Raw genomic sequence first — 15,080 nt, forward strand, 5'->3', positions numbered from 1 at the left:
TATTATTATGAGATTAACGTAATGGCATTTCCGATTGAACTACCTTAATCATAGAATTGCTATGTTTCGATTTCCTAAAATGGTTGGTGATCCATAATTTATGGTGAGGCTGACATTGTGGCCCTAAATAAACTTTGGCAATAAACTCTTCCACTTTACCATAATTAATAAATAGGCTATCTGCTAATCCATATTCATTTGGTGCTTGAATTTTTTCATCAGCAATATGGGTGATATACATAGCTCGACATTCATCCTCATCTTCAAATGCGGCATGTTTGATTAGGCTAGTAATCGGTAAGAGAGCCAAGGTGATAAGTTGATCTAAATTGGTCAATTGTTTTAATTTCTTCGATGAGTTCATTTTATCTATTATTTTTTTAATTTTTTCTAATTTTTTGCGAATCGTAGCAATTTTATTTTCTTCATCTAATACCTGAATATAATGACGCCATTTTTCGTCGATTTCATCTGGCGTATAGCCTTGATATTCCATGTAAAATGAAAATTTATTTCGTTTGGCAATACTGAGATAACCATTATTTGGATCAAAATAAAGACAGCGGAATAATGGTAAAGTATCAAGAATATTGTCTTTTATTATATTGAGGCTTTTATCTGGTGTTTGATTCGTAATCATTGTGGTTTTTGCACATAGCGCAGATATATTTTGGCTTAAGTGACAAAAATCTTCGGGATTAATTTCTTTGACGATATTGTTGGCAAAAAAATCCGGCTTAAGTATGATACTAACACTAGAACCATTAATGTTATTTTCATTACCATAAATCCGAAATTGATTTAATGAGTTATGATTAAATGAAAAACTGGCTAGAAAACTTTTGATTTCAGCATTAGGATCCGTTTTAACATTTAACCAGTTAGTGAGAAGTCGGTTTTCTGTTGGATCACTCATAAAATCAACCACATTTAAGCGAAAATCACTCGGCTGTTTTAATAAACTAAATAATACATCTGGACGGGTATAATGCGCTACTTGGCGTTCAGGTTGTATGACTTGGGCATTTTTCGATTTGTCCAAACTAAAATTAACCAATAGCTGTTGTTGAATATCTAAAGTCAGTTGTCTGATTTTAGTAAGTGGTTTGATTAGAAACTCATCACGTTGAGATTTATCTTCAAAAATAGTTTGAGATTTATGTTTAATCACTTCTAACATAATTTGCGCTGTTAAATATCCGTGAAATGCGGCATTAGAATAGGGAATGCTCTGATAATAGTATTCGGCAGATTTCAAATCAGTAACAACATTTTTATTAAAATAGACACAATCTCCTAATCGGCAATTAATATAACTAAATAGATGTTGATCATCACTTTGACAACATTCTAAAAAAAATTTACTCGCTTGTGGCAGATTATTTTTATTATCTTGATAAATGACACCCAACAAAAATTGAGCTAATTCAAAGGCCTGTTTATTAGCATTTTTGTCAATGTTTAAGTAATGCTGTTCTGCTTGATCGAGATTTTTTTCCTCTATTTGAAAAATATAACCTAAATTTAGTTGTGCTTGGGAGTAAATCAAGGCGTTACTTTTATCAATGTTTAAGTAATGTTGTAGCGCAAGCGCAACATTTTTTTTGTCAAATTGATAAATTTGGCCCAAATTAAATTGTGCTTGAGTATAAATTAACGGATCAACGCCATTTTCAATATTTAAGTAATGTTGTTGGGCTAGCTCTAAATCATTCTTTTCGAATTGGTAGATTTGACCTAAATTAAATTGTGCTTGAATATATATTTTAGGATCATAAGTTTGATCTATATTGAGATAGTGTATTTCAGCTTGCTCATAATCGGCTTCATTAAAATAAAACTGAGCTAATTCGAATTGTGCTTTAGTATAGGCTTTAGGATCATCTTGCTGAGCCACATTTAAATAATGACGTTTAGCTTGTGCCAAATCTTTCCTATCATTTTGATATATCATACCTAAATTAAATTGTGATTTTGCATAAGCTTGCGGTTCATCATTTTGCGTTACACTTGAATAATGGTATTGCGCTCGTTCAAGATCATTTTTTTCAAACTGATAAATATAACCTAAGTTGAATTGTGCTTTTGCATAAGCTTCACTATCATCATTTTTGGCAACATTTAAATAATGAAATTCGGCATATTCAAGATTATTTTTTTGAAATTGCTCAATATAACCCAAATTAAATTGCGCTTTTGCATAAGCTTCGCGGTCATCATATTTTTCAACATTTAAATAATAACGTTTAGCTTGTTCAAAATTATTTTTCTCAAATTGGTATATAAACCCTAGGTAGATTTGAGCCTTAGCAAAGGTTTCAGCATTATCAGCTCTTTTAATATTTAAATAATGTAATTCGGCTTGTTTAGGATCTTTTTTATCAAATTGATAAATTTCTGCTAAATTTAGTTGTGCCAACGCATATGCTTCAGGATCGTCTGTTTGACTTATATTTAAATAGTGCTGCTCCGCCTGCTGAAAATTTTTTTTCTCATTAAGACAAATTTGTGCTAAATTGAATTGAGCCTTTGCATAAAGTTCTGGATCGCCCTCTTTAATCACGCATGAATAATATTTTTCAGCCATTGCAAGATTATTTTTTTCCAGTTGATAAATCTCACCTAGACTAAATTGTGCTTTAGTATAATATTCAAGGTTATTTTCTTTCTTTATGTTCAAATAATGCTGTTCGGCTAATTCAAGGTTGTTTTTCTCATGTTGATAAATTTCAGCTAAATTGAATTGTGCTTTGGCATAAGTTTGTGTGTTATCGCTTTTCTTTATTTTTAAGTAATAGCGTTCGGCAAGTTCAAGATTATTTTTTTCCAGTTGGTAAATTTCAGCTAAATTATATTGTGCTCTGATATAAGCTTCGGCATAGTCGGTTTTATTAATATTCAAATAATAGCGTTCGGCAAGTTCAAGATTTTTTTTCTCAAACTGGTAAATTTTACCTAAATTAAACTGTGCTTGCGCATATATTTTAGCATTGTCTTTTTTTTCTATGTTTAAATAATGTGATTCTGCTTTATCAAAGTTATTTTCTTCAACTCGATAAATATTTCCTAAATTAAATTGCGCTCTTGCAAAGGCTTTAGCATTATCATCTTTGCTAATGCTTAAAAAATATTTTTCTGCTCGTCCGATATCTTCTTTATCAAAGTAATAAATGACACCCAATTCGGATTGGGCCTGTGCGTAACTCGCTTTACCATCTTTAAGCGTGATTTTTTTGAGTTGCCGAATTCTTTTGTCAATATTTTTTCCATCCATTTTGATATCCTATTCTTTTTTCTTATGTTTAATCAAACATACATATAGTTTTCATTATTATATAGGCGTAACTTTGAGTATTTTTTCTAATTGTTTTACTGTAATATTCAGTATTTTGGCAATCGTTTCCTGATCGACAGCTTTATTAATTAATTCTATTGCTAATAAAGTCGTTTGGGTTTTAGCTCGTTTTTCCGCTTCCTTAGCTGCTTTAGTTTTATCTTTTTCGACTGCTAATTTTTGTTTTGCTATCGCTTGTTCTTGTTTTCGGATTTGTTTAGCGATTTGGTAATTTGGTACATATTTTAAACTTTTTTCTAATTCTGTCATTAATTGTATCTGTCGAAAACTCAGATAGTTTTCGGGGGTAATTATCAAATGATCGACTAACGCTATATTTAATATTTTACCAACCTGAATAAGGCGATCTGTAATATCTCTGTCTTCATTGGAAGGTGTTAAACGACCCGATGGATGATTATGTACCGCAATAAGGCGCGTTGCATTTTTCATGATCGCAACCCGAAACACATTCATTGGCTCAACGGGAACTTCACGTACACTACCTAGAGCAATTAGTTCAATATAAAGAATAAATCCTGCTTCATTCAGACCAAGAATCCAAAAATGTTCTTTATCTCTATCGATTTTATCATCACGTAATAATACTTTTTGCATGATATTAAAGACATCCTCAGTGCCTTCAATAAACTTTTTATCATTTTTGCCGAATTTTATTTCCATATTTTGCCATAAATAAGGTATTTTAAAAATATAACACATTTTAGCAGTAAGTTTACTGTTAGCTAGTGAATTTACTTTCAAGGTTATAATTTTGCGATCTGGATTCTAATTTTAATCAATTTTTTCAAATTGTTGGAACATATAAACAGAAAAACTGTAAAATACAAGATTTAAATTATTTTGTAGTAAAATATAGCCTCTCGATAATCGTAATTATATAGTAATAATTTATTAACGATGGGTTTTTATATTCCATCGTATTATTGCGTAAAAAAGATTTATGTTTATATGTGATTACATGGAAATTTTTATTAGATGGGTTCAATTTTTTATGAACAAGATGATATCATTTCATAATGAAACCATAATTATTATCATGACTCTTGATAAATTTATTAAATCAATATGTTATAAGTAAAATTTAACATAGATTTTATTTTCTATGTCTAAGGAAAAGAATGGCGTTGAACGTTATAAATTATTGCAATGATTAATTATTGTTATTTCCCTTGAATTTATAAAATTTAAGCCAATATAATAGGGTAATCTTTTTAAAATACTTTATAAAGGTATTGTCATGACAAACCCATTATTAATCCAATCAGAATTGCCGTTGTTTTCTAAAATTAAACCTGAACATGTTGTGCCGGCTGTTAAACAGACGATTAGTGATTGCCGTGAGGTAATTGAACGTGTAGTAAATCAAGATCATTATACGTGGAATAATCTGATTCAACCCATTGATGAAGCCGAGGAAAAATTTAATCGAGTTTGGTCGCCAGTCAGTCATTTAAATTCTGTTAAAAATAGCCCAGAACTGCGAGAAGCTTATGAAACGTGTTTACCTTTATTATCCGAGTATAGTACTTGGCTTGGTCAACATAAGGGGCTTTATCAAGCTTATAAAACATTAAAATCTAGCGTGGAATTTAATCAATTAACCAAGGCGCAAAAGAAAGCTATTAACGATGCTTTACTCCAATTTAAATTATCGGGTATTGGTCTACCTGAAGCACAACAAAAACGCTATGGTGAAATTGTCGCTAAACTATCAGAATTATCTTCAAACTATAGCAATAATGTGTTGGATGCCACAATGGGGTGGACTAAATTGATCACTAATCCTGATGAACTAGCTGGCTTACCAGAAAATGCATTAGCAGCTGCCAAAGCTCAAGCGTCAGCTAAAGGTCAAGAAGGTTGGTTACTGACATTAGATATGCCAAGCTATATACCGGTGATGATGTATTGTGATAACCGGGATTTGCGCTATGAAATGTATTACGCTTATACTACACGCGCTTCAGATCAAGGACCAAATGCTAATAAATGGGACAATACCGATAATATAAAACAAATTTTAGCGTTACGTCATGAATTAGCTCAATTATTGGGATTTGACAGCTATGCTCATAAATCTTTAGCCACTAAAATGGCGAAGCGACCAGAGCAAGTGCTTGCTTTCTTAACCGATTTAGCCGAAAAAGCCAAGCCTCAAGGCGAAGAAGAATTAGTCCAGCTTAAACGTTATGCTTATGAGTTTTTTGGTGCCAGTGATATTCAACCGTGGGATATCAGTTATTATAGCGAAAAGCAGAAACAATTCTTATATACAATAAATGATGAGGAATTGCGCCCTTATTTTCCAGAAGAGCGTGTTATTAGTGGCTTATTCGAGGTGGTTAACCGTATATTTGGCATTACCGTTAAAGAACGTAAAGGCGTTGAAGTATGGTCTCCTGAAGTACGTTTCTTTGATCTATTTGATAAACAAGGTCAATATAAAGCGAGTTTTTACTTAGACTTATACGCTCGTGAAAATAAGCGTGGTGGTGCATGGATGGATGATTATATTGGTCAGATGCGATTTGCCGATGGACATTTACAAAAACCGGTTGCTTATTTAACCTGTAATTTTAATCGCCCCGTTGATGATAAGCCAGCATTATTTACCCATAATGAAGTGACTACTTTATTCCATGAGTTTGGTCATGGTTTACACCATATGCTAACCGAAATCGAAACCTCTTCAGTTGCTGGCATCAATGGTGTGCCATGGGATGCGGTGGAGTTACCAAGTCAATTTTTAGAAAATTGGTGTTGGCAGCCCGAAGCTTTAGCCTTTATTTCAGGACATTATCAGACAGGTAAACCTTTACCTAATGATATGCTAAATAAAATGTTGGATGCTAAGAATTTTCAGGCTGCGCTATTTATTTTACGGCAATTAGAATTTGGCTTATTTGATTTCCGTTTACATGCAGAATATTCACCTCAACAAGGGGCATTAATTATGGAAACGTTACAGCAGGTTCGAAAACTTGTTGCCGTGACACCAACAGTTGAATGGGGACGATTTCCACATGCCTTTAATCATATATTTGCAGGTGGTTATGCTGCTGGTTACTATAGCTACTTATGGGCTGAAGTTTTATCTGCCGATGCGTTTTCCCGTTTTGAAGAAGAAGGTATTTTTAATGTTAAAACGGGAAATGACTTCCTTGATCATATTTTATCGCAAGGTGGTAGTGATGAGCCGATGGTGTTATTTAAAAACTTCCGCGGTCGAGAGCCTAAACTTGATGCACTATTACATCATTATGGCATTAAAGCCTAATTGAATAGTAATTAAGGACTCTTTTGATTCATGAACTTGTTTGAACAAGCTAATCATTGGTTGGCTGAACATCAGCTTGATAAGATTTTTAAATTATCAAATGATAATGGTTATTTAACGTTATTTAAAATTGATGAACCAAAATTAGGTGGTATTTTCGTTGATTTTATTGGTGGCGCATCAGCCCATCGCCGGCGCTATGGTGGTGGTAGGGGGGAGGCCATTGCCAAAGCGGTTGGTATCAAAGGCGATTATTTACCAACGGTGCTTGATGCTACCGCTGGACTTGGGCGAGATGCTTTTGTATTAGCCGCTATTGGCTGTCATGTGACTATGTTTGAACGTCATCCGGTAGTGGTTGCATTGCTAGATGATGGTTTAAAACGTGCTTATCTTGACCATGAAATCGGAGAAAGATTACAACAGCTATTGACGTTATTTCACAATAATATTTTAAATAGTCTAACTAATATGCCTGAAAAAGTGGATGTTGTGTATTTAGACCCTATGTTTCCTCATCGTCAAAAAACAGCGTTAGTTAAAAAAGAGATGCGAGTTTTCCAACATTTGGTTGGCAGTGATAATGATGCTGACGGATTATTGTCTTTGGCACGACATATAGCTAAAAAACGGGTAGTGGTTAAACGTCCTGATTATGCGGATTACTTAGATAAGCAAAAACCTGTTTCCTCAATCAAAACGAAGAGTCATCGTTTTGATATCTATGCACCAATCGTCAATGATTGAAAGTAATTATTGTTACTTACATTAGGTAATCAATATGTATATCTCCCAATATTGCCTCTTACTAAGTAAAAATTAATTAAGTTTGGTGTTTTTTACAAGATAATGTTTTGTTATGCATTTTTTTCTGCCATAATTTGCAGCGAAAATTGTCTTGTTTACAATTAACTTTATAATTTGAGGAATTACACCATGCATAAGACCAATGATATTCAAGAAGCGGTCAACTATATACAAAAATTAACTGATATTAAACCTAGTATTGGTATTATATTGGGATCAGGTCTTGGTCCTTTTGCCGATACCTTAGAAAATGCTGTTCGTATTCCTTACGATAATATTCCTCATTTTGCCCAATCTGCTGCCGTGGGGCATGCTAATGAATTAGTCATTGGTGAAATCGCCGGTAAAAAAGTTGTTGCCATGAAAGGTCGTTTTCATTATTACGAAGGATTTACTTTGGATCAGGTTACGTTCCCTGTACGAGTAATGAAAATGCTTGGTGTTGAAAAACTTATCATAACCAATGCATGTGGGGCAGTGAATACTGAATTTGCGCCAGGTGACTTAATGTTAATTACCGATCATATCAATTTAACAGCGAATAACCCACTTATCGGACCAAATAATCCAGAACTTGGCGTTCGTTTTTTAGATGTTAGCGAAGTTTATAGCAAAAAATTACGATCGATTGTGGCAGATGTAGCTAAAGAAATGCATATCACCTTACGCCATGGTGTTTATGCTTGGTGGACTGGTCCTACTTACGAAACTCCGGCCGAAGTACGTATGATACGTGTTCTTGGTGCTGATGCGGTTGGTATGTCGACCGTACCTGAGGCCATTATTGCCCGCCATTCTGGTATTGAAACGGTGGGAATTTCTTGTTTAACTAATATGGCTTGTGGCATTTTAGATCAACCATTAGGTCATGAAGAAGTGATCGAAACGGCGGAAAGAGTCAAATCGACATTCTTAAAACTTGTTACCCAAACAATTGCTAAATTTTAATGTCAATTATTGCTATGTTGATATTTCTATCACGGAAATATCAACAAAAAATATAATAACAGCTAGGATAGAATAATGGATATTAAGTGCCGCTTAAAAGTCATGTTATTTTTACAGTATTTTATTTGGGGATGTTGGCTGATAACACTGGGAGCTTATATGAATAAAACATTAGGCTTTTCAGGAACTGAAGTTGGCTTAGTGTTTAGTTCAAAAGGAATGGCTGCAATATTTGCTCCATTAATCATTGGTATTATTGCTGATAAGTTTATACCTGCTAAATATCTCTATATGTTATGTCATTTAATTGGTGCCATATCATTGTTTTATGCGGCATCAGTCACCGATTCACAGATTATGTTTTTAGTAATGCTAGTAAATATGATGGTATTTATGCCAACAATCGCATTATCGAATTCGATCAGTTATATTACATTAGCCAAAGAAAAATTAGATACAGTAGCCGTATTTCCTAAAATTCGGGTTTTTGGTACTGTAGGTTTCATTATAGCAATGTGGATAATTAGCCTTATGAAATTTGAACTTAGTAAAGTTCAATTATATATGGCATCAGCAGCATCACTAGTGCTGGTGATTTATTCAGCGACGCTTCCTGTTGTGCCTTTAGCGAAAAAACCAAGTCAGTCATGGATCACTTCGTTAGGACTTGATGCCTTTGTGTTATTCAAAAAACCAACAATGGCCGTATTCTTTTTATTTGCTATGTTACTGGGTGCGGTTTTACAAATTACCAATACGTTTGGTGGTACGTTCTTACGCGATTTTGGTTCTAACCCAGCTTATCAAGATAGTTTAGTTGTTCAATATTCAGCAATTTTACTCTCGGTATCGCAAATGGCTGAAATAGGATTTATTTTAGTTATTCCTTTCTTTTTACAACGTTTCGGTATTAAGAAAGTGATGATTATCAGTATGTTAGCATGGACGTTGCGATTTGGTTTATTTGCTTTTGGCGATCCTTCACCAATTGGATTTGGCTTACTTATACTATCCATGATTGTTTACGGCTGTGCTTTTGACTTTTTTAATATTTCTGGATCGATTTTTATTGAAAAAGAGGTATCACCAACCATTCGCTCGAGTGCGCAAGGTTTGTATATGACTATCGTTAACGGTATTGGTGCGATGATAGGTGCTATCGTCAGCGGTAAAGTGGTTGATATATTTACCCATGATGGAATAAAAGATTGGCATACAATTTGGCTGATTTTTGCAGGTTATTCGTTAGCCTTAGCGGTAGTTTTCTGTTTTACATTTCATTATAAATCCAATTCTAACGCTATATAACATCACAAATTAAATATATTTTTTTATTTAACGTTAATATCGGTATTGTAACAATACTGATATTAACGTTTTGCGGTTAAAAATCGGGATAGCATTGTAATAATAGCGTACCCGTTAACTTTATTTCGATTGAATAGCTTAATGTCAATATCACTTTTATCGTGTAATTTTTATTTAATTTTTTTAATTAGCATCATAATTGAATTGATTTTTTAGCGGTTAATCCGGTAAAAATAGTTTAAATAGTAGGTATAAAGTATGAAACAACGTTTTTGGGGCGGTGCACTTGTTTTTTTAGGTGCATGTAGTTTTGGAGTATTATCATCAATCGTTAAGACCGCCTACAAAGCTGGTTATACATTAGGTCAAGTAACCGGTGTTCAAAATTTATTTGGTATGTTAATGTTATGGATTTTATACATTGTTTATAAATTTTTTAGACATTCATCTTTAGCATTGACTGTAAAGCAGCAAACAACCAAAAATTGGCAAGTCTGTTTAGCGGGCATTTTTCCATGTTTAGTCGCCATTTTCTATTATCAGTGTGTTCAATTGGTTCCTGCATCAATTGCTATTATCCTATTAATGCAATATTTATGGATAAGTGTAATTGTGGATTATCTACGCTTCAGAAATAAACCCTCATTACCACAAATCATTGCCGTGGTAATGATTATTGGTGGTAGTATCTTTGCGGCTGGTATATTTAATCAAAATATAACTCTTAACATAAAAGGATATATATTCGGTTTTTTAGCTGCGATTACTTATACTTTATTCATTATTACCAGTAACCGAGTGGGTGTTGACTTGCCTACGCTAAAAAAGAGTGCTTTGATGATTACCGGAGCATGTATTTTAGGATTTATTATTTTTCCACCTATATTTTTATTGCAATTTGCTTGGGATGAAAAACTATATCAATGGGGTTTATTACTCGCATTATTAGGCACCGTGATCCCGCCGTTTTTATTTGCAATTGGGATCCCTAAAGTCGGTATTTCGGTCAGTGCAATATTAACTGCGGTCGAATTACCAGTTGCGGTATTGGCTTCTTATTTTTATTTAAACGAATCAGTCAATGCCAGCCAGTGGTTAGGTGTTTTGATCATATTAATCGCAATTGTTGCTTCGAATTTATTTGTAGCTAAAAAATTAAAATAGAACCTTGTTTGTTAAATTGTGACGATTGTTTTGGACATAAATTGTGAAAATGTAATATTTAAAATTTTTGTTGTGCCAGAATCTAACACTGCTGATTCCGCGATGCTTATTGCTAGCATTAAGGACGCCGTTGGACCTTCCGTCTTTGTCAAATTTTAATGTATCGCGCATAATTTGCTGCTGGCAAAGCACAGGTATGTCACACATTCATGTGTGACATATAACCTTGGAAAGTCATCAGCCCTTTGTAAAGTGCCAATCAAAGTTAATAAATATAAAATTATTCAATAATATATTTAAATAAATAAAAATAACGACTAATTCTACGCTACGCAGCAGTAGGCAGGAACTGGGGTTTTCGTTTAAAAACTTTAGATCGCCTGAGCACATTTAGTGATATATTTTCCCTTTAATTAAAAAGGGCAAACAAGTTGTGCGGTGATTTATTTAGCTCCCTGTTTCACAAAGTTTAACGTTGCAGTGAGTGGATATTTATCTCGAAAATTGTATTTCCCTAATGCTGACTATTAATTTTTTGTATTTTTGGTTTTTAAATAATATGTTTTTTGTAAAAAAATTGTTAAAATATGTTTTTCCCTTGAAAAACAAATAATTACCTTCATAATAACCTCGAACCGTTAATCGGTTTGTGTTTGTTTCTATTGAGGAGATGTGTACTTATGAAAGAAAATTTCACTAAGGAAAAGCTCGAATCTGTTTTGCGTAAGATTAATTGGGCACAGCAGATTTTAGATTCTGCACGTGATAGCTCTGATGATTTACAAGTTATTGATATTTTATCAGGGGTATCGTTTATCATGGATTCAGCATCTGATGATGCTGAGAATCTTTATCGTTCATTGCGTTAGTTTTTAGTGAACGAATTTTTTCATTTATCCTTCAATCCCTTATTAGCCCGCTTTTTTGCGGGCCTTTTTTTATAAAAACGTGGTAATATCGTCCATGGACCAGCGTATTTGTTTTGGCTGTGGATTTTTGCGATAACCAAATGCTAAACATAGTGTAATACCAAAATTGTTGCGACTAAACTGAGGTGTGGCTTTTTCGAGTATTTGAATAACTTTATCTGGCTCGAAACCTCCAATAGTACAAGAATCAATGCCTTGATATGCTGCTGCGGTTAACATATTTGCACTGGCGATGTATCCTTGCATTTCAGACCAATGATCTAGATTGGTTCCCTGTGCTAATAAAAAGTTGGCATAATTAATAAAATATTGGCAAGCAACATCTAAATCATAACTTGTCGCATCACTTGTTAAGCTTCTCTGTTCTGTTTGGCGCAGATATTCACTTTGCATGGTGAACTGTCCTGCTTTGCGGTGTAAAACAATTACTAGATGTGAGCAGCTGGTAACCTGCTCTTGGTTAAAGCATGCTAATTTTAGTTCCGCTTTAAGCAAATCATCTTTAACTACAACGAAATGCCAAGGCTCTAAACCAAATGATGATGGTGATGTTCTTCCTGCCTCAAGGATGTAATTCAAATCATCTGATGGTATTTTTTTTGTTTCATCAAATAGTTTACAAGCATGGCGAAAATGAAAGGCCTGAGTTAATTTATCCATATACTCTCCAAAAATTATTTTTCTATGTTCCACGGTGCGACTTTAAGTAATAAAACCATTCCAGGGAATGCTAAAATAAAGCATAACCAGAAATAGTTAGTCCAACCTAGGCCTTCAGACAATATGCCAGATGTTGCATTGATAAATGTTCTGGGTATAGCCGTAAGGCCTGTCAATAATGCAAATTGCGTGGCGGTAAATTGCGGATTGGTATTCTTAGAAATATAGGTAACCAATGCAGCACTACCCATTCCGACGCCGATTGATTCAAAGCTGATAACCATTGCGAGCATCGTTAGTTCATAAATGCCAATCGTAGCAAATGGACCTTTACTACTCAGCCATACAAAACCTAATATCGATAGCATTTGTACTAAACCGGAAATCCATAATGCCCGATTCAATCCTAATTTAGCAATCAATATACCGCCAGCAAAAGCACCGAAAAGACTCGGCCATAAACCTGCATTTTTGGTGATAGTACCAATTTGCAACGTATCAAAATTCATATCTACATAGAAAGGTGATGCTAATGCAGTGGCTAGGTTGTCGCCTAGTTTATACCAAATGATAAATAAGATTATCAAGATACTATATTGTAAAGTATTACGATCAAAGAAATCTTGAATTGCATGTTTAAATAATGATTTTTGTTGCTGCTTTTTAAAATGATGAATCGGTTCTTTAATAAATAGTGTGATAATGATGACCGGTATCATAAACGCAGCAGTGAAAAGATAGACCTCAGACCATGGTAGGAATTTGGCAATAATTAATGATAAACCACCCGGTATTAGTCCCGCAATACGGTAAGCATTGGTGTGAATGCTGTTACCAAAACCAAGTTGTTCATCAGTAAGAATTTCTCGTCGATATGCATCAACGGCAATATCTTGTGTTGCTGATAAAAATGCAGTAATTAAACTCAATGAAATAATGATATTGATTTCAGCATTTGGATTAAATATTCCAAAAGCCGGCAAAATTAATAATAGACCAATCTGCGTAACCAATAACCAACCTTTTCGATACCCTAGAGCGAAAGGTGATATTTTGTCTAGCAGTGGTGACCATAAAAATTTTAATGTATATGGGAGCTGTGTTAGGGCAATAAATCCAATGGTTTTTAAATCAACTTGATTAATACGTAGCCAAGCCGGAATTAATTGTAAAATAAAATAAAGTGGTAGCCCAGAACAAAATCCCGTGTAAATACACAATAAAAATTTTTTATTGAAAAACGATGAGGGCTTGGAATAATTCATTAATGATACAGTATTTCTATTTCGCGGATTAAAAAATTTTGGTCATCATAGCATGATATTTCATTTTTCTAAAATCTGTTTTAAAAGTCGTTACTTATTAAAGCAAGAAGAGAACAACTCGATTATGTAGGAGTTAAATCTGCTAGTTTTTAATCTAAAATGATGGGATTACTAAGGATGTTACAGTGAATTTCCACCGTTCGCTAAGTTATTAACGATAGCTGTTATTGCTTTATCTTTATTACGGATTATGCTAATAATTAATAAAATTTAGTGCTTAAGCCCTTATAAGGAGTAAGGTTTTATGAAAGATAAATTGAAAATCGCGGTTTTTAGTAGTAAACATTATGACCGTGAACATTTAGAGTTAGCTAATCAGAGTTTTGGTTTCGATCTTGAATATTATGAACATAAATTTAGTTGTAAAACAGCGGTTACTGCGAAAGGTTTTGATGCGGTTTGTATATTTGTTAATGATGAAGCTGATAAAAAAGCGCTGCGAGAATTATCGTCAATCGGAGTAAAGATCCTAGCGTTACGTTGTGCTGGCTTTGATAATGTTGATCTGGATGAAGCTGCAAAATTAGGGATTACGGTTGTACGAGTGCCGGCTTACTCCCCAGAAGCAGTGGCAGAACATGCTGTTGCGTTAATGATGACGCTTAATCGTCGTACTCATAAAGCCTATCAACGGACGCGTGATGCAAACTTTTCTTTAGATGGTTTAACCGGTTTTAATATGCATAACCGTACTGCTGGTGTGATTGGAACAGGTAAAATTGGTTTAGCTATGATCCGTATCCTAAAAGGATTTGGTATGACAATATTGGCTTATGACCCTTATCCAAGTGATACGGCTGTGGAATTAGGTGCACAATATGTCAGTTTGGATGATCTGTATGCGAAATCAGATGTAATCACTTTACACTGTCCAATGTCACCGGAGAATTATCATCTACTAAATGCTGAATCATTTAATAAAATGAAAAAGGGTGTAATGATTATTAATACCAGTCGTGGCGGTCTATTGGATGCAACCGCAGCCATTGATGCATTAAAACAAGCTAAGATTGGTGCGTTAGGAATGGATGTTTATGAAAATGAACGTGATCTATTCTTTGAAGATAAATCCAATGATGTGATTCAAGATGATGTATTTCGTCGTTTATCATCTTGTCATAATGTAATTTTTACAGGTCATCAGGCGTTTTTAACCCAAGAAGCATTGCTAAATATCTCTGAAACCACGTTAGCTAATATTCAAGCTGTTTATGAGAATAAACCTTGCCAGAATATTGTTAAGAAATAAGCTTATTAGCTAATGTGATAACGATTGTTAAAGAAATAGTGTATACTTCAATCGT

At 33.8% G+C, this 15,080-nt stretch carries 11 protein-coding genes; 7 read left to right on the forward strand and 4 right to left on the reverse strand.

Translation table 11 applies throughout. The annotated features are described in order from the left end of the window. Positions 1-13: 13 nt before the first annotated feature. Together JMI89_RS06455 and JMI89_RS06460 are read right to left on the reverse strand one after the other, a co-directional pair. Positions 14-3,274 carry a hypothetical protein gene (locus JMI89_RS06455; RefSeq protein WP_220679608.1) on the reverse strand — a complete coding sequence of 1,087 codons (3,261 nt, stop codon included), beginning with the start codon at positions 3,272-3,274 and terminating at the stop codon, positions 14-16. A gap of 57 nt (positions 3,275-3,331) precedes the next feature. Beyond that, the gene (locus tag JMI89_RS06460) at positions 3,332-4,018 is read right to left on the reverse strand and encodes a JAB domain-containing protein (RefSeq protein ID WP_187754714.1); all 687 of its coding nucleotides are present in this window, start codon (positions 4,016-4,018) and stop codon (positions 3,332-3,334) included. 577 nt (positions 4,019-4,595) lie between these two features. Between JMI89_RS06460 and prlC the strand changes: the two genes are divergently transcribed. From prlC to JMI89_RS06490, 6 genes are all read left to right on the forward strand, one after another. Further along, complete coding sequence (prlC, locus tag JMI89_RS06465; RefSeq protein ID WP_187754715.1) at positions 4,596-6,635, forward strand: oligopeptidase A; 2,040 nt, start codon at positions 4,596-4,598, stop codon at positions 6,633-6,635. 30 nt (positions 6,636-6,665) lie between these two features. Beyond that, positions 6,666-7,382, forward strand: coding sequence for a class I SAM-dependent methyltransferase (locus tag JMI89_RS06470; RefSeq protein ID WP_187754716.1), 717 nt, complete (start codon positions 6,666-6,668; stop codon positions 7,380-7,382). A gap of 189 nt (positions 7,383-7,571) precedes the next feature. Then, on the forward strand, positions 7,572-8,390 hold the full coding sequence (locus JMI89_RS06475; protein ID WP_187754717.1) for a purine-nucleoside phosphorylase: 819 nt from the start codon (positions 7,572-7,574) through the stop codon (positions 8,388-8,390). A 75-nt stretch (positions 8,391-8,465) separates the two neighbouring features. Then, positions 8,466-9,698, forward strand: coding sequence for a nucleoside permease (locus JMI89_RS06480; RefSeq protein WP_187754718.1), 1,233 nt, complete (start codon positions 8,466-8,468; stop codon positions 9,696-9,698). A gap of 258 nt (positions 9,699-9,956) precedes the next feature. Further along, complete coding sequence (locus JMI89_RS06485) at positions 9,957-10,862, forward strand: DMT family transporter (RefSeq protein WP_187754719.1); 906 nt, start codon at positions 9,957-9,959, stop codon at positions 10,860-10,862. 680 nt (positions 10,863-11,542) lie between these two features. Beyond that, positions 11,543-11,731, forward strand: a complete 189-nt coding sequence (locus JMI89_RS06490) for a hypothetical protein (RefSeq protein ID WP_187754720.1) — start codon at positions 11,543-11,545, stop codon at positions 11,729-11,731. Positions 11,732-11,800: 69 nt separating this feature from the next. Here the strand turns inward: JMI89_RS06490 and JMI89_RS06495 are convergent, their stop codons facing one another. Further along, entirely contained in the window at positions 11,801-12,451 is a 651-nt protein-coding gene (locus tag JMI89_RS06495) for an NAD(P)H-dependent oxidoreductase (protein ID WP_187754721.1), read from the reverse strand. 14 nt (positions 12,452-12,465) lie between these two features. Further along, complete coding sequence (locus JMI89_RS06500) at positions 12,466-13,716, reverse strand: AmpG family muropeptide MFS transporter (RefSeq protein WP_187754722.1); 1,251 nt, start codon at positions 13,714-13,716, stop codon at positions 12,466-12,468. Between the two features lie 316 nt (positions 13,717-14,032). On the opposite strand from JMI89_RS06500, the gene JMI89_RS06505 reads away from it, so the two are divergent. Continuing rightward, entirely contained in the window at positions 14,033-15,025 is a 993-nt protein-coding gene (locus JMI89_RS06505) for a 2-hydroxyacid dehydrogenase (protein ID WP_187754842.1), read from the forward strand. The last annotated feature ends 55 nt before the right edge of the window (positions 15,026-15,080 follow it).

Source organism: Frischella sp. Ac48, from assembly GCF_019641635.1.
Lineage (GTDB): Bacteria > Pseudomonadota > Gammaproteobacteria > Enterobacterales > Orbaceae > Frischella > Frischella japonica.

Bases quoted from the DNA above. Each gene is read 5' to 3' on its own strand.
- JMI89_RS06455 (WP_220679608.1), bottom strand. From the start codon at position 3,274: ATGGATGGAAAAAATATTGACAAAAGAATTCGGCAACTCAAAAAAATC.
- JMI89_RS06460 (WP_187754714.1), bottom strand. From the start codon at position 4,018: ATGGAAATAAAATTCGGCAAAAATGATAAAAAGTTTATTGAAGGCACT.
- prlC (WP_187754715.1), top strand. From the start codon at position 4,596: ATGACAAACCCATTATTAATCCAATCAGAATTGCCGTTGTTTTCTAAA.
- JMI89_RS06470 (WP_187754716.1), top strand. From the start codon at position 6,666: ATGAACTTGTTTGAACAAGCTAATCATTGGTTGGCTGAACATCAGCTT.
- JMI89_RS06475 (WP_187754717.1), top strand. From the start codon at position 7,572: ATGCATAAGACCAATGATATTCAAGAAGCGGTCAACTATATACAAAAA.
- JMI89_RS06480 (WP_187754718.1), top strand. From the start codon at position 8,466: ATGGATATTAAGTGCCGCTTAAAAGTCATGTTATTTTTACAGTATTTT.
- JMI89_RS06485 (WP_187754719.1), top strand. From the start codon at position 9,957: ATGAAACAACGTTTTTGGGGCGGTGCACTTGTTTTTTTAGGTGCATGT.
- JMI89_RS06490 (WP_187754720.1), top strand. From the start codon at position 11,543: ATGAAAGAAAATTTCACTAAGGAAAAGCTCGAATCTGTTTTGCGTAAG.
- JMI89_RS06495 (WP_187754721.1), bottom strand. From the start codon at position 12,451: ATGGATAAATTAACTCAGGCCTTTCATTTTCGCCATGCTTGTAAACTA.
- JMI89_RS06500 (WP_187754722.1), bottom strand. From the start codon at position 13,716: ATGAATTATTCCAAGCCCTCATCGTTTTTCAATAAAAAATTTTTATTG.